The organism is Cyanobacteria bacterium QS_8_64_29, assembly GCA_003022125.1.
Lineage (GTDB): Bacteria > Cyanobacteriota > Cyanobacteriia > Cyanobacteriales > Rubidibacteraceae > QS-8-64-29.
Map to the genome: position 1 here is coordinate 108,510 of PXQH01000001.1, position 20,393 is coordinate 128,902.

Below are 20,393 nucleotides of genomic sequence, written 5' to 3' on the forward strand. Positions count from 1 at the left end.
AGCATAGCAACCGCTCGGGGCTCGCTCGGGCTGCCAGTGCCAACCGGCAACAGGCTACCCTGACTGGGGGGCGGCGCAGCCAGCCATCGCACCCAGGATGCCGATCCGGCCGATGCAGATTGACCACGTTCACTTCTACCTCGACGATGCCCCGCGGTGGCGCCGCTGGTTCGCGCATGCAATGGGCTTTGTCCCCATTGCCAGCGGCAGCTGCGCCACCGACACGGACACCGAGATCCTGCGCAGCGGCCCGGTGACGCTGGCGCTCTCGTCCCCGCGCTCGCCTGCCAGTCCGGTGGCGCCCTATTTGGCTGATCGCCCGCCGGGGGTTGCCGAGCTGGCCTTCCGCGTTGCCGACATCGACTTCTATTGCGCCTCGGGCGGCGATCGCGGGCGCATTCAGACCCAGTCGGACCCGCAGGGGACGCTGCGATGGTGCTCGTTGGCTAGCCCGGCTGGCATTGCGCACACGCTAATCGAGCGCAGCGGCAGCACGCCCCCCCTTCCCCATTGGAGCGAGGGCTCCCCAGCCGCTTCTGCCCCAGCAGCGCCCGAGGTCACCTTTAGCGGCATCGACCACGCTGTGGTCAACGTCCCGGCCGGAGCGCTCGAGTCCACCGCTGCTTGGTACGAGGCGACCTTGGGCTTCCAGCGACAGCAGCGCTTTAGCATCCAAACCCAACAATCGGGCCTGTACTCCCAGGTCATGGTCCATCCCGACAGTGGCGTTCGCCTCCCCATCAACGAGCCCAGCTCGGCCAATTCGCAAATTGCGGAATTTTTGCAGGCCAACGGCGGCCCCGGGCTGCAACATCTGGCCCTGCAGGTGCAGCCCATTGCGCAGGCGACGCGCGAGCTCCGCCAAGCGGGCGTTCCGTTTTTGCCCGTCCCCGAGGCCTACTACGAGCGGCTGCAGGCCCGCTCGCCCCAACTACCGCTCTCGCCCAGCGAGTGGCAAGTGATCGCCGAAGCCCAAGTCCTGGTCGATTGCGAGCGCTCCGAAACGAACGGGCACTCCGAGGCGTCTCCCTTACTGCTGCAAATTTTTACCCAGCCCATTTTCCACTGCCCCACGTTTTTCTTTGAGCTGATCGAGCGCCGCCAGCAAGCGCAAGGGTTTGGTGAGGGCAACTTCCAAGCGCTGTTTGAAGCCATGGAACGGGAGCAGCTCAAGCGGGCCAGCTTGTAGGGGCAACGGCCTGCGAATGGGCCCTTGCGAGCCAAACCCGATAGAATTGTAGCGGCCAGTTAAGAATTATTGCTCTATGATCCGGCTCATTACCGATTTTGACGGTCCGCTGGTTGATGTCTCCGACCGTTACTATCGGGTCTATCGATTCTGCTTGGAGCAGGCACGCGAAGCCGGGCAACCCGTGCGCGCGCTCTCTAAAGAACGGTTCTGGCAGCTCAAGCGCGCGCGCGTCCCCGAGCGCCGCATCGGCCGCATGTCGGGGCTAGACGAGGCTCAAGCCCAGATTTTTGCCCACCTGCGGCGCGTCAACATTCACACCTTGCCTTATCTAATTCACGATTGCTTGCAGCCAGACGCCATCCCCGTCCTGGAGCGAGCGCAGCGAGCGGGCATGGCCTTGAGCGTGCTCACCATGCGCCGCCATCAGGAACTAGCGTTTGCACTGGATCGCTTCGGGCTGGAGCGGTTTTTCCCGCCGCAGCAGTGCTACTGCTTGGGCAACGCGGCCGTCAAAACCGGCGACGTGCGCGATAAATCGCTCCTGATGGCTCGCGCCCTAGCCGAGCTACCGCCGGCCTCGGAGGTGTGGATGGTGGGCGATACCGAGGCCGACATTCTGGCCGCCCGGGCCAATGGGGTCCGATCGATTGGGGTTCTGTGCGGCATCCGCAATCGCGAGCAGCTGCAGCGCTACCGCCCCGATTGCCTTGCCGACAGCTTGGGCGATGCCATCGAGACCGTTGCGACCGCCACCTCAGCCGTTGCTTCCGGCTAGCGCAGAAAGCTGCCGGTCAGCCAGAAGGTAAAAAACGCCACTAGGGCAGCAAACTGGTCGGTTGCCAATGCGGCGGTCAGGTCCGTCTGGGCCAGCCCCGTTCCAATACCGATGCCCGCAATCAAGCTGACTAGCGAGATCGCAAGCGCGCGCCCAAAGCGCTGTTCTTTGCGGTTGAGCCAATAGAGGCAAGCGCCGAACCCCAGGGCAACTAGCAGCGGCAGGACCGAGCCTTGGCTGGGCTCGTAAAAAAGCGCAACGGCACTCAGCAGGATGTAGATAGCCGCTGGGATGAGAATGTCGTCGCGCGAGGGGGTATCGAGCGATCGCTGGAACCAGCTCGGTGGGGCACTGGCCGGGGATGGTTTGGATTGCGTGGGTTCCTGAGCGCCGCGATGCGGAAACCGGATGCGTTCGGGGACTTTGATCTTGCCCTCTTGGCGCTGCTTCAAGCGCTCCATGATGATCGCATCGTAGGCCGCTTCGACGCTCTCCAAAACTGCACTGTCATCTTTGTGCTCGCGCATGAGGCGATTTTTGGCATCTTGGATCTGCTCGAAAGAAGCGTCTTCCGCGACCCCAAGTTCGGCGTAGGGATTGCGATCGCTCATCGGTAACCTCCGAGACTTCCGCCAGGGCGCTCGCCCGAATCCAGCCGCCCATATCGCCATAGCGATAGCCCCCTAGGGGGCTACCATTCAGTCTAGCCCGAACGCGACCGGCCCAGGCGTCCCCCCTCACGCCGGATCGCCTAGTCGTTGCGAGCGGCTTCCGTACCGTTCGCAGTGCTATTGGCAGACGGGTTCTGCGCGCTATCGCTGCTTTGAGGGGATTGGGATTGATCCGATTCGAGCTCTGCGGTCATCCGGACGGATTCCTGCAGCTGCTGGCTCTCCTGCCGGAACTGGTCCTGGAACGATTGGGACGCATCCTGAAAGCTCCGCATGGCCTTGCCTAGGCTGCGCCCAATTTCAGGAAGCTTTTTGGGCCCAAATACCAGCAGCGCAACGGCAAAAATGAGGGCCATCTCCGGCAATCCAACGCCAAAGACGTTCATGAGGGCGCTCCTCGCTTGCGCTCGACACTTAACCTGCGGTCGGGGCGCTCGGCCCGACTGCTAGGTTGCTATTGCCCTAGAGATTGGCTCAAGCTGCGCCAGTCTGCCTCGACCCCCTCGATTAGCAGGGACGAGTTGTAGATCTGCAGGATGATGAGCAAAAAGACAAAAAACAGCCCCATGAAAACGCCCATCAGCGGCGTCGTCCCCCAGCCGGGCACGACCTTACCGTATTCGGAGTTCAGTGGCTTGAGAATGTCACCCAACCAAGTGCGTTGTGGCATAGCAATACCGAGGGTGCTCGTCGCGCTCTTTAAGGGCATGTAAAATTATAAAAGAAGGAGACCTTATCAATCACATCGTTCCTATGGAACCAGCAACCGCCATTAGCGTCACCATTGCGGCGGTTGTCGTTGGCGTCACAGGGTATGCCATTTACATGGCCTTTGGGCCGCCGGCTGCTGAGTTGAGCGACCCGTTTGAAGAGCACGAGGAGTAGCAGCGGCCGGATCGGCTGGAGTTGAGTTCGCCCATTGCCCATAGGGGTCAGTGCAATCCGGGGTCCTCGTTCGCTCAACGTTCGTGCCCCAGTGCTTGCAGCTGGCTGAGCGTGTGGCTGCTAGCTGCGTGCCTGGATAAAGCGCCCACCCCGACGGCGTTCAGCCTTAAGAACCGGCAAGCCGTTTTAACGGGCGCCCAATGCAGGGGGCAATGCCAGGCCAACCGGACTGCATAAGCTTGCCGCCAAGACAGCCTATCGCTAGCACGGCAGCGGGGATTAACCATGCAGGTACCGCTCGAAGTTGACTACCGCAACGTTGACAAAACCGAGGCGCTAGAGTCGCTCATTCGCGACAAGGTTGCCAAGCTCGAGCAAGTTTGCAACCAGCTAGATAGCTGCCGCGTCTCGGTGGAAAAAGTCCACGAGCAGCCGCGTAGCGGTTCGCCTTATCGGGTGCGCATTGACGCTACCGTTCCGCCCGGGCACGAGATTGCCGTAGCGAAAAATCCTGGCGAAGGCAGCCGCGACGCCCCGCTCGAGGCGGTCATCCGCGATGCCTTCCAGGCGGCCCGCCGCCGCCTGAACGAGCTGAACGAGCGCCAACACGGCCACACCAAGCAGCACTAGCGCTGGGAAGCCGCTCGGCCGGCATCGGCACGAGCGGCCCTATCCCGGTTAAGCTTGACTGCCGGCCTTGACGGATTTATCCACCAGCGTGCTGACCTGCTCGACGTCCTTCCAGCCCAAGATCTCGGTGACCTTGTTTTCCAAGTTTTTGTAGGTACGGAAAAACTCGGCGATTTCGTCCTGGCGGTGTTGGGCTATATCGGCCAGCGACTTGACGTTTTGGTAGCGCGGATCTTCGGTGGGCACGCACAAGAGCTTCTCGTCGCGATCGCCATCGTCGATCATCTCCAGCATGCTGATCGCGCGCGCCGGGATGATGCACCCCGGGAAGGTGGGCTGATCCATTAAGACCATGCCATCGAGCGGATCGCCATCGTCGGCGAGCGTGTTGGGGACAAAGCCGTAATCGTATGGGTACTGCAGGGAGGAGTACAGCACCCGATCGAGGGCGAACGCGTTGAGGTCCTTGTCGAACTCGTACTTGTTTTTACTGCCGCCCGGAATCTCGATCGCCAAGTTGATCGTTCCGGGCTCGGGTTGGGCGGGGATGCGCGATAGATCCAAAACTTAACTCCAAGCAACTCTGCAAGCGTAACGGCGCGCCGCTGGGGCATTTTAGCTGGTCCGGGCATCATTCGGGTCGACCCAGCGCCCGTCGGCTTTGATCAAGTTGATGAGCTCCTCAACGCCGCGCTCTTGCGGGACCCGCTTGATTTCTTCCTTGCCGCGATAGAGCGCAATGTAGCCGGGCTGCTTGCCCACGTAGCCGTAGTCGGCATCGGCCATTTCGCCGGGTCCGTTGACAATGCAGCCCATGACGGCGATGTCCAGCCCCTTGAGGTGGCTGGTGGCCTCGCGCACCTCCTGGAGAACCTCCTCCAAGTTGAACTGCGTCCGACCGCAAGAGGGACACGCCACGTACTCCACCATGGTCTTGCGCAGCCCCAGCGATTGCAGGATGCTGTAGCAAACGGGCAGCTCATTCTCGGGCGGTTCGGTCAGTGAAACGCGAATGGTATCGCCGATGCCCTCGGCCAGCAGGGTGCCGATACCCGTGCTGGATTTGAGGCGCCCGTACTCGCCGTCGCCGGCTTCAGTGACGCCCAAATGGAGCGGGTAATCCATCCCCAGCTCGTCCATGCGCTGCACCATCAAACGGTAGGCCGCCAGCATGACGGGCACGCGCGAGGCTTTGAGCGAGATCACCAGGTTGTAAAAATCCAGCGATTCGCAAATGCGGATGAACTCGAGGGCGGACTGCACCATGCCCTCGGGCGTGTCGCCGTAGGTAAACAGCATCCGCTCGGCTAGCGAGCCGTGGTTGACCCCAATGCGCATGGCCTTGCCCCGTTCGCGCAGCGTGGCAACCAGCGGCTCCAGGGTCTCGCGGATTTTGTTGCCGATTTCATCAAACTCGGCTTGGGTGTACTCCGTGCGGCCGGATTTGGGCTTTTCGAAGACGTAGAGACCGGGATTGATGCGGACTTTGTCGACGTGCTTGGCCACCTCGAGCGCAATCTTCATGCCGTTGTGGTGGACGTCGGCCACCAGCGGCACGGGCTGATAGCTTTCTTGCAAGCGCGATTTGATCTGGGCGAGCGCCTTGGCGTGCGCCAGACTAGGCACCGTAACGCGTACGATTTCGCTGCCCTGCTGGTGCAGGTTTTGAATGGCTGCAACGCAGCCTTCCACATCGAGGGTGTCCTCGTTGATCATGGACTGCACCACCACAGGGTGGCCGCCACCGATGGTGACGTTGCCCACCGGAACAGGGCGGGTCTTGCGGCGGTGGATGGCGGTATCAGTTTGGGGCGCCTCAGTGCCAGCGTCCGATTTCGGCAGCGTTTGCATGACCTACCTGGTTGATTGCAAGTTAGCGCTAATGCCAGCCGCAGCTAGCTTGTTCCCATTTTGGCCGATGGGACAAGCAGATGCGAAGCGGGGCTGCGCGATTCGAGGTCAGCCGCCTGCTTATGGCGTTGGGACGGCTGGTTCCCACCCCAGACTGCGCAACAGCCGGTCGGTGTCGAAATGGGTGCCGATCAGCTCCCGAACGCACGGCACTTTCGCCAGCGCCGCAAAGCGCGCTTGACCGAAGGCCCAATCGGCGGTCTCCACCGCGGCCAACGTATCGCGATCCACCGATAGCACCGGAATCTCCAGCCGCTCGGCTTGCGCCAGGACAAAATCCCGCGGCCGCACGCCGCCGGTTAGCACTAGGCAGTGCGTGGTTGCAGTCTCGAGGGCAGCCATCTGCAGGTCGCTGCGATCACCGCCGGTCACGACCGCCAAGTTGGCGCGCTGGCGAAAGTACTGGATGGCCGAGCTGACGTTCATGGCGCCAATGGCCAAGGTTTCCACCATCAGATCCAGGCGATCGCGGCGGCAGAGAACCTGGGCTTGGAGCTGCTGGGCCAGCTCGCGCACGCTGACCCCGCGCAGCAAGCTCTGCCGCGGGAGTGCTCCCAACACCGGAATGCCCGAGCGCTCCAGATACGGCACGAGCTCGGTGGTGGCACTGGGCAATGCCTCGGCCGGAACGTCGCTGATGGCAACCCCCAGCAGCCGCTCCCCCAGCGCACTTCGGGCGGCCAGGAGTTCGTCGGCCAGTTGGCACGCGTCGTAGCGCGCCACAAGCGCGACATCCGCCGTCAGCGCCGCTGCCATTTGCGGCAACGACAGCTGGAACGCGGCACCGGCCGCCAGGGTTTGCGGCCCCTCCAGCAACGTCAAATCGCCTCGGAACTGCGCGGCGTACTGCTGCAAGCGATCCTCGAGATCGCGCGGCCCCTCACCGCGCAATTGCCGGGCGACGGTGGGGGAATCCAGCTGCAAGATGGGCGGGTAGCAGCGCTCGGGCGGTAGGGCCAGCGTTCGTTGGATGAACTGAAGGTCTGCTTCCTCCGTCGCTGCCGCACCGTCCTGAGGGGTGGTCCCTAGGGGTTTGCCGCAGGCAATCGCCATGCCGCGCTGTTGCAGCTGGCAAGCAAGTCCCACGATCGTCGCCGTTTTGCCGCTGCAAGGGGCCATTGAGCCCACCAGCAATTGTCGGGCGCGTTCTGCCACGGCTGCTTGCGCTCCTTAGCACTGGATGGTTGCCCTTCCCAACCATGGTGGCTGATGGCGATGCGCGCGACCCGGTAATGCCGCTGCTGCGCGTGATCGTTTCACTCGGCGATCACGGCATTCTCATCCCAGTTGGTATCTGGTATGCTTAGCAGTTGAACAATCCCAACGGCCGCGCACGCAAGAGCCACTGCTGCCAGCGCTACCCCCATGTCGCAGCTCATTCTGATCCGCCACGGTCAAAGCACTTGGAACGCTCAGGGGCGCTTTACAGGCTGGGTTGATGTCCCGCTGAGCCGCGAGGGGCGCGACGAAGCGCGGCGAGCAGCAGCCAAGCTCAGCCCTTACCGCATCGATATTTGCTTTACTAGCTTGCTCATCCGCGCCATCGAGACGGCGGTGATCTGCTTGACCGAGTGCGAAGGCACCTGCGGCCTCAAAAGCCCGGTCCTGCGGCACGAAGCTGACGATTCCGATTGGCAGGGATGGGATAGCTACCAAGGCGATCCCGACCGAGAGATGCCCGTGTATCTGTGCCGGGCGCTTGACGAGCGCTGCTACGGCAGCTTGCAGGGGCTCAACAAGGCCAAAACCGTGCGCGATATGGGCGAGGAAACAGTGCGGCGCTGGCGGCGCTCCTACGCCAGCCGCCCGCCCGGCGGCGAGAGCTTGCAAGATAATGCCGCCCGCACCGTGCCCTTTTTCCGCTCGCGCATCCTGCCCAACTTGCAGAATGGCGAGAACGCCTTGGTTGCCGCTCACGGCAACTCCTTGCGCTCCATTGTCATGACCTTGGATGGGCTGAGCGAGGAGGAAGTCCCCAACCTGGAGCTCTCGACCGGCGTGCCCATCGTCTATCAGCTGGATGCCGAGGGGCGCGTCATGGACAAAGCCATCCTCGATGACTCGGTCATGGCGGCAACGGGCTCGGCCTGAGGGGCTGCGCTAGGCTGAACGAGCAGTTGAGCTAGGGGCGATCGCTCCGAGCAGCATGCCCGATTTAGCTAGTTCCGCTAGCCCCAACCATGCGGTCAGTGTGGCGCCCATGATGGACCGCACCGACCGCCACTTTCGCTACTTCATGCGGCAGCTAACGCGCCGCACGCTCCTTTACACCGAGATGGTAACCGCGGCCGCCATCCGCCACGGCGACCGCGAGCGGCTGCTGGGGTTTGACGAGCGCGAGAGGCCGCTTGCGCTGCAAATCGGCGGCATCGAACCGGCGGCGGTTGCCGAGTGCGCTCGCATTGCCCAGGACTGGGGCTATGACGAGCTCAACCTCAACGTGGGATGTCCCAGCGATCGCGTGCAGCAAGGCGAGCTCGGGGCTTGCCTGATGGCGCAACCCGAGCGCGTGGCGCGCGCCGTTAGCGCAATGCGCGCGGCAACGACCCTGCCGGTAACGGTCAAGCATCGCATTGGCATCGACAATCAAGATCGCTACGCCGATCTGGCGCGCTTCGTCCGCATTGTTGCCGAGGCCGGCTGCCAGCGCTTTACCGTCCACGCGCGCAAGGCCTGGTTGCAGGGGTTGAGCCCGCGCGAAAATCGCAACGTCCCGCCGCTGCGCCACGCCGAGATCCACCAACTCAAGCGCGAGTTTCCCCACCTGACAATCGAGACCAACGGCGGCATTACGACGCTGGCACAAATCCAGCATCACCTGCGGTTTGTCGATGCCGTCATGATGGGGCGGGTGGCTTGCGACGACCCGTACCTGCTGGCGTTTGTTGATCGCTACGTTTACGGCGATGCGAGCGCGCCCTCAACCCGCCAGGAAGCGGTCGAGGCGATGCTGCCCTACATTGATGAATGGATGGCCCGAGGTGCCAAGCTGGTTGCCCTGACCCAGCCCATGTTGAACCTATTTTGCGGCCGGCCCGGCGCCAAGGCCTGGCGGTGCCACCTTAGCGAGAACGCGCATCGCGCCACCTCTGGCTCGGCGCTGGTGCGCGAGGCGCTAGCCCGGGTTGCGCCAGCCGCTCCCGAGCCGGATAGCTCAGAGCAAGCCCCAAAAGTGGAGCAAGCCCTGGTCGGTTAAGCCCTCAATGGCGATCGCGCTCGCAAAGCCGATCATGGCCAGGCGGCCGTTCCAAACCTCGGCGCTAGGGCTAAACCCAAATTGAAAGCGCGTAGCCAAATCGCCGTAAGCTTGCTGCCAGCGGGAGCGATCCAACATCCGATTGCCAGCTCCACATCAAGCGAACGGCAGAGGTTGCCCCCTGCCGCTTGCCATTGTTGCCCGATTCGGTCGGGTGCGATCTAGAGCAGGCCCAGGAAATCCAGAACGCCTTGACCGGTCAGGAGCTCCACAATCAGCGCACTCAAAAAGCCGATCATGGCTAGGCGCCCGTTCCACAGCTCGGCGCTTGGGTTGGAGCCAAATTCGAACTTGCGGGCGTAGTCAGCGTACTGCCGTTGGAAATTGGAATTTTGCTCGGCCATAGTGACCTCCTTCTAGTGCGAGTTGGCTGCAAGCGATCTGCTTGGCATCGGAGCCAGGCGCGCAGGGCAAGCGACTGCCGCGGCCACCTCATTATTAACGTATGTAACGATTGCTTGTCTAATCTGGCGTCGTTTGATAAAAGCGGCCGCCGGCCTACTGGAAGCCGCAAGCCGGCGATCGCAGCGGTGTAGGATCGGATCGCTGGCGATGCCCGCCTGGCAGCTCGGGCGCTAGGGTGACTCGTTCCCTTGGGGGGCTTGTTGGAGGACAGCGTTTCAATCAAGCATACGCTAACGGTCATGGTGGAGGACGAAGCCGGCGTTTTGACCCGCATTGCCGGCTTGTTCGCCCGACGCAGCTACAACATCGAGAGCCTTGCAGTGGGGCCGGCCGAGGAGCCAGGCATCTCGCGCCTTACGATGGTCGTTCCGGGCGACGACCGCACTGTCGAGCAGCTGGTCAAGCAGCTCTACAAGCTGGTCAACGTGCTGCAGGTACAGGATGTGACGCAAACGCCTTGCGTTGAGCGCGAGCTTATGCTGCTCAAGGTTAATGCCACAGATGCCAACCGGGGCGAGATCATCGAGCTGGCCCAAGTGTTTCGGGCGCGCGTTGTCGATGTTTCCGAGCACACGCTCACGCTCGAGGTGGTGGGCGATCCGGGCAAGATGGTCGCCATCGTGCAGATGCTGGACAAATTTGGCATCCGCGAGATCGCCCGCACGGGCAAAATCGTGCTGGTCCGCGACTCGGGAGTCAATACCGAGTATCTCAAATCTGCCGAAGCGGCCGTCTAGCCAGCCGGCTACCCTAAATAGAGCAGCAGGTTGAGCCCCGGAATCGTGCGCGATAGGGTCCAGATCAACAACCCGATGTAGAGGCTGCCCAGCCCCCACTGGTACCAGACCAGGGCGCTTACGGTGCCGGGCAAGTGCTGATCGCGCAGCCGAATGTCGTTGAAGCCCAGCTTGAGCAGGTTGTTAAAGCTGAAATCGTAGTAGTTGAGCCATCCCCAGCGGCGATCACAGCGGATGGGGGTAAAGTGATCGCGGTAGAAATAAAACTTGGGGATGATAGGCAGGCGGACGACGAGCAGGCGCAACTGGCGCGCGCTGCCGTCTTCCACTAAGTAGGTGACATCGAGCATGTCGTGGTAGCGTCCCTGGCGGTACAGGCGCGCCACCAGCAACAGCGGCACGGGCAGTACCATGGCGCCCAAACAGGCCAGGGTCAGCACCGGCTGCTCGGCCGAGCGCACCAGCGCCAGCAGACTGAGCGCGCTGACCAGGCCGAAGCTGAGAGCCATGCAAGCGGTTTCTTGCCGACCCGGCAGAATGGCGGCCGGGCGCCGCCGCCGCCACCGGTCCAGGAACCAAAACAGGACCGCAAAGTAAGCGGCGCCCAAAATGCCGACACTGACCACTAGCCCCACGTTCGTACCGTACTGGCTCAACAGCAGCAGCACGCTCAATCCCAACCATTGCACGGCTTCCCGCACGCGCTTCCAGTGCCAGCGTTGCGCCAGTGGCGTCCCAGCCCAACGCTCGGCGATTTGCGCCAACCGCAACCGTTGCGTTTGATACTCCAGCCAGTTGGCATCCTGGACTTGCTCTAGGCTGCGAAAGTTGAACACTAGGTTGCGCAGGACGCTTTCGTTGCCCTGCAGCGTCGGAACCGAAATGGCCCGGCCGATGGCGCCCGGATCGCCTAAAATCCGCGTTTTGTTGGCATCGAAGGCGAGGTTGGCAACGTTGAGATAAGTCCCGCGCGCAAAAACGGCATTGCTGAAATCGAGCTGGGCGAACAGGCTAACGCCCTGCAACGCAACAGGGGCATTGAAGCGGGCACCGCGGAAGGTGACCGGCCCCTCGAAGGTAGCTTCGGCCAGCGTGACTTCATCCAGGAAGCGGCCCTTGGCAAATAGGACCCGGTCCTGCCAGTTGGTCTGCGCTAGGTCGGCTTGGCCGTACCAGCGGACCTGCGTCCAGTCGGCAACGCCGCCAAAGTCGGCGTGCGCCATGCTAGCGCCTTGGTGAAAGAAGGCTTGGGCAAAATGCGCGTTGCCCTGAAAGTCAGCCCGGCGAAACGTCGCTGAGGCAAAGAAGGTGCTGTGGGCGAAGGTGGCAGTTTCGCCGAAGCTAGCGCGGCTGAAGTCTAGCTCGCCGCCAAAGTGCGCCCGCGACCAGTTGACCGTACCGGCAAATGCCGTTCCTAGGGCGCGTATTGGCTGCAGGAACAGCATGCCGTTGCCCTCAACCGGGCCTTGCAGCTCTGCCTCGCTCAGATCGAGCGGGCCGCGTAGCAAGGCAACGCTGCGCTCCTGGCTGGCTTGGGGAGCAGCTTCCGCTGTGCCCTCCTCGGCGGCGCGCAGGCGCTCCAATTTAGCTCGCTCGGCCTCGGTGAGTGCGAGCGTCTCGGCATCCGGGGCTATCCCCAGCTTGGCTAAGTTGAGCTGTCCCTGAATGACCGATTGGCGCAAATCGAGCCCGAGCGGCACCGGCGAGCGCGCTAGCGCCTGTTGCAGGATGCGGTAAAAGCGATCGCGGAATTCGGCGTTCTCGGCGCGCAGGTCAATGGCAAAGGCTTGCAAGTCGATGGTGGCGCTGCCGTTGGGGCTGGCGGGGGCTGCTGCCCGCGCCTGCAGCGCCTCCAGCGTGAGCGGCTCGCGCTCAGGGGCGGCGTGCAGCGGCGCTGGCAACACCAGCAGCGCCACTAGCAGCACCGCCAATCCGCCAGCCAGGCTTCGGGCCAGCAAGCCGGGTCGCGTCACGCCACGGTCAGCGCAACCTTGCCGGTCATGGCCCCTTGCTCTAGCAACTGGTGGGCAGCTTGCACTTGCGAGAGCGGATAGGTTTGGGCCAGCCGAATGCGCAGGCGGCCGCGATCGATCCAGTCGGCACACTGCTGCAGGATTTGGGCTTGGGCGCGCTGCGCCTCGATCGGGCCTTGCAACTGCGGCGTGAGCATGAGCTCAAAGCCCACGCGCAGGTTGCGCGAGCGCGCTTCCTTCCAATCCGTTTCGGCGCCTGCCTGCAGGAGCGTAACGGCGTTGCCGTAGGGCCGCACGGCCCCCAAGGAAGGCGACAGGACCGAAGGGCCTACCGTATCGAAAGCCAGATCGACGCCTTGACCGGCCGTCCAATCGCGCGCCGCTTGGACGAAGTCTTCCTGTTGGTAAAAAATGACCCAATCGGCACCTAGCTGGCGGACGAAGGTCGCTTTTTCTTCCGTGCTGACCGTCGTTGCCACGCTGGCCCCTTGCAGCTTGGCCAGCTGGATGGCCACGTGGCCGACGCCGCCGGCGCCCGCATGGACGAGCGCGCTCTGACCGGCTTGCAGTTGGCCGCGATCGTAGAGTCCTTCCCAGGCGGTAATCAGCACCAGCGGGGCTGCCGCGGCTTGGGCAAATGAAAGCGATTGCGGCTTGCGCGCCACAAAGCGCTCGTCGACCACGGCCAGCTCGGCATAGTTGCCCGTGCCCGGCTTGCCTAAGCCGCCCTGGCAAAAATACACCGCATCGCCCGGCTGGAAGCTCTCGACGGCCGAGCCGACTGCCTCCACTGTGCCGGCCCCATCGCAGCCCAAAATGGCCGGCAAGGCGTCGGGGTAGAAAACGCCGCGCTGGCGCAGCTTGGTATCGACCGGATTGACGCCGGCAGCCTGCAGCCGAACGCGCAGCTCGGTAGGGGCCTTAATTTGGGGATCCGGCACCTGCCGTTCTTCCAGAACTTCAGGATTGCCCGGTGCCGTCATGACCGCTGCTCGCATGGAAGCGCTCGCGCCGAACTCAGCCTCGATCAATGGTCTCACCCCAGCCGGGGCGTTTAGAAGTCATCTAGGAGTTGGCCGAAGTGCGCCACCAGGGTATCGGCATCGGCCTGTTGGCCCGATGGCTCCGCCGCCTGTCGAGCGGGTGCCTCGCCGGAGTCGGGCGGTTCGGCCGCCTCGGAGTGAGCGGGTTGCGATCGCGACCCCGCCCAGGATTGCTCTAGCTGGGCCAGCTTTTGCTGGATCCGCTCGAACTGCTGCTCGGTGCGCGCTTCCAAGCGCTCGAGCCGCTGTGCTAGGGCCTGCGATCCGGTCGCTTGCTGCTCCTGCTGCGATCGCTCGCGCTCGAGCTGCTCCTGCAAGCCGGCGATCCGCGCCTCCAGCTCGGTTTTGGTTCGCTCGAGCTGCTCGCTCATCCCGGATTCGCTCGTCCCCGAGCGGGATTCCTCCGCCTGGGCTCGGGCGGCGAGCACCTGCTGGATCTCGCTGCGCTGCTGCTGGCTGTCGGCAGACTCCGATTCGGCTGGGTCCAGAAAGGCGTTGAGGGCTTGCTTGCAAAGCGCGCTGAAACTGCCATCTTTGCGCGCCGCTAGCGCCTGCTCGACGCGCTGCAGCAAGCGCCGATCAGCTTGGTGGTCCGAGAACGCAACGCTCTTGTTCGCCTTTTTGGCCATGGCACTTGCCCCCTTGCCGTCAATGCCGGGCGGCTTCCTGCCGCACTTCCCCGTAGATGTGCTGGCCCAGCGCATTGGCCTCGCACGAGGGTTTGGCCAGGTGGCCCCCTAGCTGGGCTTGGGCCAGCAGCTGCTGGAGCTCTTCCCAGAAAAACTCGCCACCGCCGCCCGTTACGACCACATCGGTCGTTCGCTCGGGGAGCCAGGCAATCAGGCGATCGCGCAGCTCGCGGGCAAAGCTTTTGCGCAAGCTAGGCAGAATCTCGTCCAGGTTGGTGGGCTGGATTGCGCCCTGCGGCCGATAGAACCGCTCGCCTTCCGGCCGGTTGACGGCCCGGATCAAATGGAGCGACTGGCTGTCCGCGCCCTGGATTTGGGCGGCCACTTGCTCGTAAAACTGACTCATGGCAAAGGGTTCGCTCTGGGAGATCCCTCGCGCAAACCGGAAGCGATCGGCCAGCAGCAGATCGGTGGTTTGGTGGCCGATGTCGGCAATGGCCACCGAGGCATCGCGCAGGCGGTTCTCGCCGCTGTCGTGCTGTAGGGCTTCCATCCAGAGCAGGCTGCCGTACCCTTCCGGGATGGACTAAACCTGCTTGATGTCGACCGCAATTTCCTCGCCCCGATAGCTCATGACATGCGGCGACTGCAGCAGCCCCTGGACCTCGGCTTTATCGCGCTCGAATTGCTCTTGGGATTGGTAAGGCAGCCCCAGCACGACCGAAACCTCGCCGCTGAGGCCAAAGTAGCCTATGCTGGCAAACACCTTGACCAGGGCCCCCTCGAGTTTGGAGCTACCCAGTCCCAGATCGGCCCCAAAATCGGCGGCAAGCTGGCCCAAGGCATAACCGCGGCCCTGATACTCGAGCCACATGTCCAGCAGCGGATCGGCCAGGCGCGCGTCAAAAACGCCCCGCCGGACTTGTTCGGTGCTGAGCTGGGCAACGTTGGCCGGGATTAGAACGACGCTATTCGGATCGCGGCTGACGCACGCTTTGGTTGAGGTCCGCCCCAAATCGACGCTCAGGACGGTCGGGTTGCTCGCGGCGCGGCTTCGTTCGGCAGCCATCTAACGAGGGGGCAGCGGGCTTGAATCGACACAACGCTAGCATCCGTAGGAGATTGCATCACCCCCTAACTGCAAGCTGGAAGCGGTTCCGAACGGCTTGCAAGATCCGCTCGGCAGCGCGGCCGTCGCCGAAGGGATTGCTAGCAGCTGCCATGGCGCGGTAGCTGGCCGCATCGCTCAGCAATTCGCTGGCTGCAGCCAGGATGCGATCGGGGTCGACGCCTACCAAACGGGCCGTTCCGGCCGCGATCGCCTCGCTGCGTTCGGTGGTCTCGCGCAGGACCAACACGGGCTTGCCCAAACTGGGGGCTTCCTCCTGCAGGCCGCCCGAATCGGTCAGCAACAAGTGGCAGCGCTGGATGGCGCCCACTAACTGCGGATAGCTCAGCGGTGCCGTCAAAAAGGCGCGCGGGTGGTCGCCCAACTGCTTGCGCATGGAATCGCCCACCGCTGGGTTGGGATGGAGCGGCAGCAGCAGCGCCGTATCGGGAAAGCGATCCAGAATGCGGCGCAGCCCGGCAGCAATGCCTTGCAGCGGCGCCCCCCAACTCTCGCGTCGGTGCACGGTAACCAGCAGCACCCGATAGTCTTGCCAAGCCATGCCCTCAACCGGGCAATCTGGATGGCGCTCGGCCACGCTCAGCAGCGCATCGATGACGGTGTTGCCAGTGTGATGGATCTCGCCGCTGACGCCGGAGCGCTCGAGGTTGGCAACGGCCGAGCGCGTGGGGGCAAAGTGCAGCTCGGCCAGCTGCGAGATCAGGCGCCGGTTGGCCTCTTCCGGATAGGGATTGGCCAAGTCGTGAGAGCGCAGCCCGGCCTCCACGTGACCGACGGGGACCTTTTGATAGAACGCGCCCAGGGCAGCCGCAAAGGCAGTCGTGGTATCGCCCTGGACCAGCACCATTTCGGGCTGCAGCTGCTGGAACAGCTCCGCAAGGCCCTCCAAGCTGCGGCAAGTCAGCTCGGTGAGCGTGTGGCGCTCGCGCACGATCTGCAAGTCCCGGTCGACGCGGAGGTCGAACAGCTGCATGACCCGATCGACCATCTCGCGGTGCTGGCCGGTTAGGATGACTTGAACCTCAACGGCCTCGGCCTTGCGGAGCTGGCGGATGACCGGCGCTAGCTTGATTGCTTCCGGCCGCGTGCCCAGTGCAATGGCAACCGACGCCGCGGGCGCCGTCATGGAAGACCTCCCAGGATGGGCCGCGGGTGCCTCATCTTACTCCGGCAGTGGCGCTCCGCTTGCGAGCCTGGCCGCATTCTAAACCATTGCCAGATGCCGGCGCGGCCCAAAAAGCCCGGCCGAGGCGGGCCGGGCTGTGCTACCTGCGCGTTGGCGGTGCGCTCAGGCTTCAAGCTGGAGATCGCAGGCCAACTGGCACGCGCCATACTGGCTTCGGGGCAGCACGGCGGCTTTGCCGTTGAGCCAGTGCAGCCACGGAATGCGTTGCAGGTGAATGCCTTTGAGCGTCAAAATGGCCGAGCTAAGTGCAATGGCAATAACGCTGCTCCCAATGAGGCTGCCGGCCACCATCAGGACCGCACTAGCCGGCACGAGCGCATGCAGCGTCATGGCCAGAAACAGGCCTACAGTTGCCGCAATGGCAACGAGCGGGAAGCCGGCGACGAGCAGGCAAACCAATAACGTAAAGTTCCAGAGCGCAAAGCTTTTGAGGGTTCCCCATAGCTGAACGGAGTCTTGTCGGAAATCCTGGGCCAGTGACATGCCGACCTCCTAATAACGATGTATGTGGTTCAGATGTGAGCGATAAAGCTGCATTGTTTTGGAGTTGCTGGTATGCTAGCGAGCCTTTAATTGGTTGCTGGGAAGAGCGTTACCAAAATTAACCCCACAGCGAGTGCCTCGGGCAGCGTTGCAAGCCTCAACGCTGCGATCGCGGCCGCTCAGCACTTGGGGCGCGATCGCGATGTGGCGTTAATGTTTGTTAAATCCCGCAATAAAATCGAACGCGCGCCGGGCGCTGGGGAAAGCTCCGCTGTGAGTGCTGTGAGCTCACAATGCCAGCTGCCATGCCTGACGGATCGCCTGCCCGGCGCAGCCCGCCGCCACCGCCGCCCCAGCCCGCTCGCTCGCCCCAAGGCGAGACCGCTGGTCGCGATGCCACCCTCCCACCCGCGCAACGGCCGGCCGGCCAACCACCCCTGGCGCAAATCGTGCGCGAGGCCAACGAGCGCGGCTTCTCCGACATTCACCTGGGCGTGGGCGAGGTGCCGCGCGTTCGCAACCGCGGCGAGATGGAAGCCCTGGCCTACCCGGTAACCGACCGAGCCACCTTCACCAGTTGGCTGCAGGAAGCGCTTGCCACCGAGGACATTCAGCAGTTCCAGCAAACCCTGGAGTTCGACGGCGCCACGCAGTACGAATTCGCTCGAGTGCGGATCAATGCGTTCCAGGCTCTCAACGGGCCGGCCATGGTCTTGCGCCTGATCCCGCTGGCGGTGATGACGCTGGAGCAGCTGGCCTTGCCGGGGGTGTTTCGCGACCTCTGCCACTACGACAAGGGCCTAATCCTGGTCACCGGCCCTACCGGATCGGGCAAATCCACCACCATGGCGGCCATGGTGGACTACATCAACCGCTCGATGCCCAAGCACATCATCAGCATCGAGGATCCCATCGAGTTTGTCTACAGCAGCCAAAAGTCGCTGGTGCGGCAGCGCGAGGTAGGCATGCATACCCTCAAATTCGACAATGCCCTCAAAGCCTCGCTGCGTGAAGACCCTGACTTTATCTTGATCGGCGAGATGCGCGATACCGAGACCGTCAACACGGCGCTCAAAGCCGCCCAAACCGGGCACGTAGTCATGGGAACCCTGCACACCAACAGCGCCGTTAAATCCATCGAGCGCATCCTCAACCTCTACAGCGCTGACGAGCAAGACGCCATGCGCGTGGCGCTGGCCGAGTCGCTGATCGCTGTTGTCTCGCAGGGCTTGTGTCGCACGACTGAGGGCAAGCGGGCGGCATTCCACGACATTCTCATTAACACCGAAACCGTCCGGGACTATAGCAACCGCAGATCACATCGTGAACGAAACAAGTCTATTGGGATAATCCCGAGGTCGGCCCGAACAGGGAATTAGTCTCTTGGCGCTAGGGATACAAATCCGTTCACGATCCAGGTGTTTTTGCTATACATTCGTGATGGCAAAAACGACGAGATCTCGCGCCTGATGGCCGAGGACACCTTCTATGGGATGACGACCATGAATCGGTCGCTGTTTGCACTCTACCAAGCCGGCCGCATCGATGCCGACACGGCCTTGGCCCACTCGCCGGCGCCTAACGAAATGTCGCAGCGCATGCGCGGTCGCGTCTGAGCGTCCAACGAAATCAGGGGGACCCAAAGGTCCCCCTGCACGCTTATGGCTGCACGGCCATCCGGGCGCTTAGCGCCGTTTGAGGGCATCCACCCATTCGCGGACCTGCTCGGCTGCAATGTCGCGGCTGCCCAAGCCAAAGGCCAGCGCGATCGCAACCGCAATTGAGCCCAACAGCAGCCCAAAGGCCAGGTTGACGATGCTGGTTGCCACCCCAATCTGGCGCAGCGCCAGCGCGACGGCAAACGCGATCGTGATGATGCGCGCCGTTTGGCCCAGGGTTCGGGCTTGGCGCAGGCCCGTGTTGGCGATTAGGTTGAAGGCCCAGTTGGCCAGATACAGCCCGATCACAAAGACGAGCAGTCCTGTCAGGATGCGCCCCGCAATGACAATGATGCCGCTAACCAGCTCCGTCAAAGCCTCGATTTGCAAGATGTTGACGGCTGCCAGCGTGGCGAACAGCATGATGCCCACCAGCGAAATGGTGCCCATAAGCTGGGAGGGCGTTTGGCCCCGGCTGGAGGGCGCTGCCATGCCTGGCCCTGCGCCTTGCGCTTGACCGGTGCCGGGCAATTCCAACCAGCGGAGCAGGTTGTTGAAGCCCACGTTGGTCAGGATGTTGGTCACAAAGTCGGCAACGTAGCGCCCGCCCGCATAGGCCAGCACCAACACGACCGAGGCCGCAATCAGGCGCGGAATCAAGACCCCGATCGAGGTCAGCATTTGGGTAGCCGGCTCGGTGATGGCCGGAATGTTGAGCTTGCCTAGGGCGTAGATGGCGACCGGAACCAGCACCGAGACCTGAACGACGGCCCCCGTCATGCTGGAGAGCGAGGGGCGCCCGGCCGCTCCGGTCAAGCCGAAGCGCTGGCCGATGCCGTCCACACCGGAGGCTGCCACCAGGTTGATGACAAAGCGGCTCGCAATCTGAGCGCCGATCCAGCCGATGGCGCCGATTAGCACGGCGGCCAGCACGTTGGGCAAGACCGCGAGGATGCCATCCAGCAGGTCGCGCACCGGCGTCAGCGTTCCCTGTAGCTGCAGGGTGCTGAGAATGGTGGGCAAAAACAGCAGAAAGATGAACCAGTAGAGGGTGTTGCCAATGGTGTTGGTCAACTGCAGCTGGTTCTGCTGCCCGGTGCCGCCCGTTTGCTGGTTGAGGCGCTCGTCCACGCGCAGCGTCCGCAGCGTGGTGGTCACCAGCGCCCGTACGATCGTCGCGATGCCCCAAGCAACGGCCAGCAGGATGAGGGCAGCCCCCAGCTGCGGTAAGAAGCCCGTCACTTGGTTCAGCAGCGTATTGAGCGGCTCCGAGACTGCCTCAAGCTTTAGGGCCTGCAGAAAGGCAACAACCGTAAACAGCAGGATCAGCCAGTAGACGATATCCGAGATCCAGCGCTCGATGGGAAGGGATTCGTGATCGGCCCGGTCGCCGGCGATCCAGCTGGCAATGCGATTGTCGATGCTCGTACGGCGCAGGATGCCGCGCGTGATGGATTTGCCCACCGCGGCCACGATCCAGCCCACGATCAGAATGACGATCGCCTTGATCAGCGAAAAGACATCGCTGCCCAGGGCAGTGGTGATTTGGTCCACGAGCTGGTTGCCCATGCCGCCGGCCCCATCTGCAGCTGTCTCGGGGGCTGGTTGGGCATCACTCGGGGGGTTTCTAGGCGGGGATGGGGACGTATCTGGCTGCTGCTGTGCCAGGAACGCAGGCCCCGTTACCGCTGTCACTAAAAGTGTTAGTTGTGGCATGCTTAACCAACTTTGACTCGGTCTACAGGGAGGTTTGTTAGCGAGCGCGGTGCGATTCAGTTAACGCTTGCTCGGTCTGCGGTACTGGTAGGACCGTAGGGGAGGGTTGGCGAC

Annotated in this window: 23 protein-coding genes and 1 pseudogene; 9 read left to right on the forward strand and 15 right to left on the reverse strand. The window is 63.1% G+C overall.

Features of this window, described 5'->3' with window-relative positions:
- Positions 1–112: 112 nt before the first annotated feature.
- Positions 113–1,189 (forward strand): 4-hydroxyphenylpyruvate dioxygenase, encoded by a 1,077-nt coding sequence (gene hppD / locus BRC58_00535; GenBank protein PSP19624.1) that lies wholly within the window; start codon positions 113–115, stop codon positions 1,187–1,189.
- A gap of 76 nt (positions 1,190–1,265) precedes the next feature.
- Entirely contained in the window at positions 1,266–1,967 is a 702-nt protein-coding gene (locus BRC58_00540; protein PSP19625.1) for a haloacid dehalogenase, read from the forward strand.
- Here BRC58_00540 and BRC58_00545 read toward each other — a convergent pair.
- The 3 genes from BRC58_00545 to BRC58_00555 form a co-directional block, all read right to left on the reverse strand.
- A complete protein-coding gene (locus BRC58_00545; protein PSP19626.1) occupies positions 1,964–2,578 on the reverse strand; it encodes a molecular chaperone DnaJ in 615 nt (204 codons plus the stop codon). The two genes, BRC58_00540 and BRC58_00545, sit on opposite strands and share 4 nt — an antisense overlap.
- A gap of 140 nt (positions 2,579–2,718) precedes the next feature.
- A complete protein-coding gene (gene tatA, locus BRC58_00550; GenBank protein PSP19627.1) occupies positions 2,719–3,024 on the reverse strand; it encodes a twin-arginine translocase TatA/TatE family subunit in 306 nt (101 codons plus the stop codon).
- 68 nt (positions 3,025–3,092) lie between these two features.
- Complete coding sequence (locus BRC58_00555) at positions 3,093–3,308, reverse strand: photosystem II reaction center protein PsbH (protein PSP19628.1); 216 nt, start codon at positions 3,306–3,308, stop codon at positions 3,093–3,095.
- Positions 3,309–3,391: 83 nt separating this feature from the next.
- On the opposite strand from BRC58_00555, the gene psbN reads away from it, so the two are divergent.
- Together psbN and BRC58_00565 are read left to right on the forward strand one after the other, a co-directional pair.
- On the forward strand, positions 3,392–3,523 hold the full coding sequence (psbN, locus tag BRC58_00560) for a photosystem II reaction center protein PsbN (GenBank protein PSP19629.1): 132 nt from the start codon (positions 3,392–3,394) through the stop codon (positions 3,521–3,523).
- A gap of 285 nt (positions 3,524–3,808) precedes the next feature.
- Positions 3,809–4,153, forward strand: a complete 345-nt coding sequence (locus BRC58_00565; protein PSP19630.1) for a ribosome-associated protein — start codon at positions 3,809–3,811, stop codon at positions 4,151–4,153.
- A gap of 48 nt (positions 4,154–4,201) precedes the next feature.
- On the opposite strand, the gene BRC58_00570 is transcribed toward BRC58_00565, so the two are convergent.
- The 3 genes from BRC58_00570 to BRC58_00580 all read right to left on the reverse strand — a co-directional run bounded on the left by BRC58_00570 (position 4,202) and on the right by BRC58_00580 (position 7,219).
- The gene (locus BRC58_00570) at positions 4,202–4,717 is read right to left on the reverse strand and encodes an inorganic pyrophosphatase (GenBank protein ID PSP19631.1); all 516 of its coding nucleotides are present in this window, start codon (positions 4,715–4,717) and stop codon (positions 4,202–4,204) included.
- Positions 4,718–4,768: 51 nt separating this feature from the next.
- Complete coding sequence (locus tag BRC58_00575) at positions 4,769–6,004, reverse strand: 4-hydroxy-3-methylbut-2-en-1-yl diphosphate synthase (GenBank protein PSP19632.1); 1,236 nt, start codon at positions 6,002–6,004, stop codon at positions 4,769–4,771.
- Positions 6,005–6,124: 120 nt separating this feature from the next.
- Positions 6,125–7,219 (reverse strand): hypothetical protein, encoded by a 1,095-nt coding sequence (locus BRC58_00580; GenBank protein ID PSP19633.1) that lies wholly within the window; start codon positions 7,217–7,219, stop codon positions 6,125–6,127.
- 210 nt (positions 7,220–7,429) lie between these two features.
- On the opposite strand from BRC58_00580, the gene BRC58_00585 reads away from it, so the two are divergent.
- Both BRC58_00585 and BRC58_00590 read left to right on the forward strand, forming a co-directional pair.
- Positions 7,430–8,155: a 2,3-bisphosphoglycerate-dependent phosphoglycerate mutase gene (locus tag BRC58_00585; GenBank protein PSP19634.1), complete on the forward strand. Its 726-nt coding sequence runs from the start codon at positions 7,430–7,432 to the stop codon at positions 8,153–8,155.
- A gap of 55 nt (positions 8,156–8,210) precedes the next feature.
- Complete coding sequence (locus BRC58_00590; protein ID PSP19635.1) at positions 8,211–9,260, forward strand: tRNA dihydrouridine(20/20a) synthase DusA; 1,050 nt, start codon at positions 8,211–8,213, stop codon at positions 9,258–9,260.
- Here BRC58_00590 and BRC58_00595 read toward each other — a convergent pair.
- Positions 9,219–9,398: a chlorophyll A-B binding protein gene (locus tag BRC58_00595; protein PSP19636.1), complete on the reverse strand. Its 180-nt coding sequence runs from the start codon at positions 9,396–9,398 to the stop codon at positions 9,219–9,221. The two genes, BRC58_00590 and BRC58_00595, sit on opposite strands and share 42 nt — an antisense overlap.
- An 83-nt stretch (positions 9,399–9,481) precedes the next feature.
- Positions 9,482–9,664 (reverse strand): chlorophyll A-B binding protein, encoded by a 183-nt coding sequence (locus BRC58_00600; GenBank protein PSP19637.1) that lies wholly within the window; start codon positions 9,662–9,664, stop codon positions 9,482–9,484.
- A gap of 279 nt (positions 9,665–9,943) precedes the next feature.
- On the opposite strand from BRC58_00600, the gene BRC58_00605 reads away from it, so the two are divergent.
- Positions 9,944–10,462 (forward strand): acetolactate synthase small subunit, encoded by a 519-nt coding sequence (locus BRC58_00605; protein PSP19682.1) that lies wholly within the window; start codon positions 9,944–9,946, stop codon positions 10,460–10,462.
- 8 nt (positions 10,463–10,470) lie between these two features.
- Here BRC58_00605 and BRC58_00610 read toward each other — a convergent pair whose 3' ends face one another.
- From BRC58_00610 to BRC58_00635, 6 genes and pseudogenes are all read right to left on the reverse strand, one after another.
- Positions 10,471–12,405 (reverse strand): low-complexity protein, encoded by a 1,935-nt coding sequence (locus BRC58_00610; protein ID PSP19683.1) that lies wholly within the window; start codon positions 12,403–12,405, stop codon positions 10,471–10,473.
- A 26-nt stretch (positions 12,406–12,431) separates the two neighbouring features.
- Positions 12,432–13,433, reverse strand: coding sequence for an alcohol dehydrogenase (locus BRC58_00615; protein ID PSP19638.1), 1,002 nt, complete (start codon positions 13,431–13,433; stop codon positions 12,432–12,434).
- A gap of 56 nt (positions 13,434–13,489) precedes the next feature.
- Complete coding sequence (locus tag BRC58_00620; protein PSP19639.1) at positions 13,490–14,107, reverse strand: hypothetical protein; 618 nt, start codon at positions 14,105–14,107, stop codon at positions 13,490–13,492.
- 19 nt (positions 14,108–14,126) lie between these two features.
- A pseudogene (locus BRC58_00625) lies at positions 14,127–15,176 on the reverse strand (chromosome segregation protein ParM).
- A gap of 58 nt (positions 15,177–15,234) precedes the next feature.
- Entirely contained in the window at positions 15,235–16,362 is a 1,128-nt protein-coding gene (locus BRC58_00630) for a UDP-N-acetylglucosamine 2-epimerase (non-hydrolyzing) (protein ID PSP19640.1), read from the reverse strand.
- Between the two features lie 162 nt (positions 16,363–16,524).
- Positions 16,525–16,905 carry a hypothetical protein gene (locus BRC58_00635; protein ID PSP19641.1) on the reverse strand — a complete coding sequence of 127 codons (381 nt, stop codon included), beginning with the start codon at positions 16,903–16,905 and terminating at the stop codon, positions 16,525–16,527.
- A 293-nt stretch (positions 16,906–17,198) separates the two neighbouring features.
- Between BRC58_00635 and BRC58_00640 the strand changes: the two genes are divergently transcribed.
- Both BRC58_00640 and BRC58_00645 read left to right on the forward strand, forming a co-directional pair.
- Positions 17,199–18,284 (forward strand): type IV pili twitching motility protein PilT, encoded by a 1,086-nt coding sequence (locus BRC58_00640; protein ID PSP19642.1) that lies wholly within the window; start codon positions 17,199–17,201, stop codon positions 18,282–18,284.
- A 39-nt stretch (positions 18,285–18,323) separates the two neighbouring features.
- A complete protein-coding gene (locus tag BRC58_00645; GenBank protein PSP19643.1) occupies positions 18,324–18,521 on the forward strand; it encodes a hypothetical protein in 198 nt (65 codons plus the stop codon).
- A 69-nt stretch (positions 18,522–18,590) separates the two neighbouring features.
- Here BRC58_00645 and BRC58_00650 read toward each other — a convergent pair whose 3' ends face one another.
- Positions 18,591–20,279 carry a hypothetical protein gene (locus BRC58_00650; GenBank protein PSP19644.1) on the reverse strand — a complete coding sequence of 563 codons (1,689 nt, stop codon included), beginning with the start codon at positions 20,277–20,279 and terminating at the stop codon, positions 18,591–18,593.
- Positions 20,280–20,393: the final 114 nt, after the last annotated feature.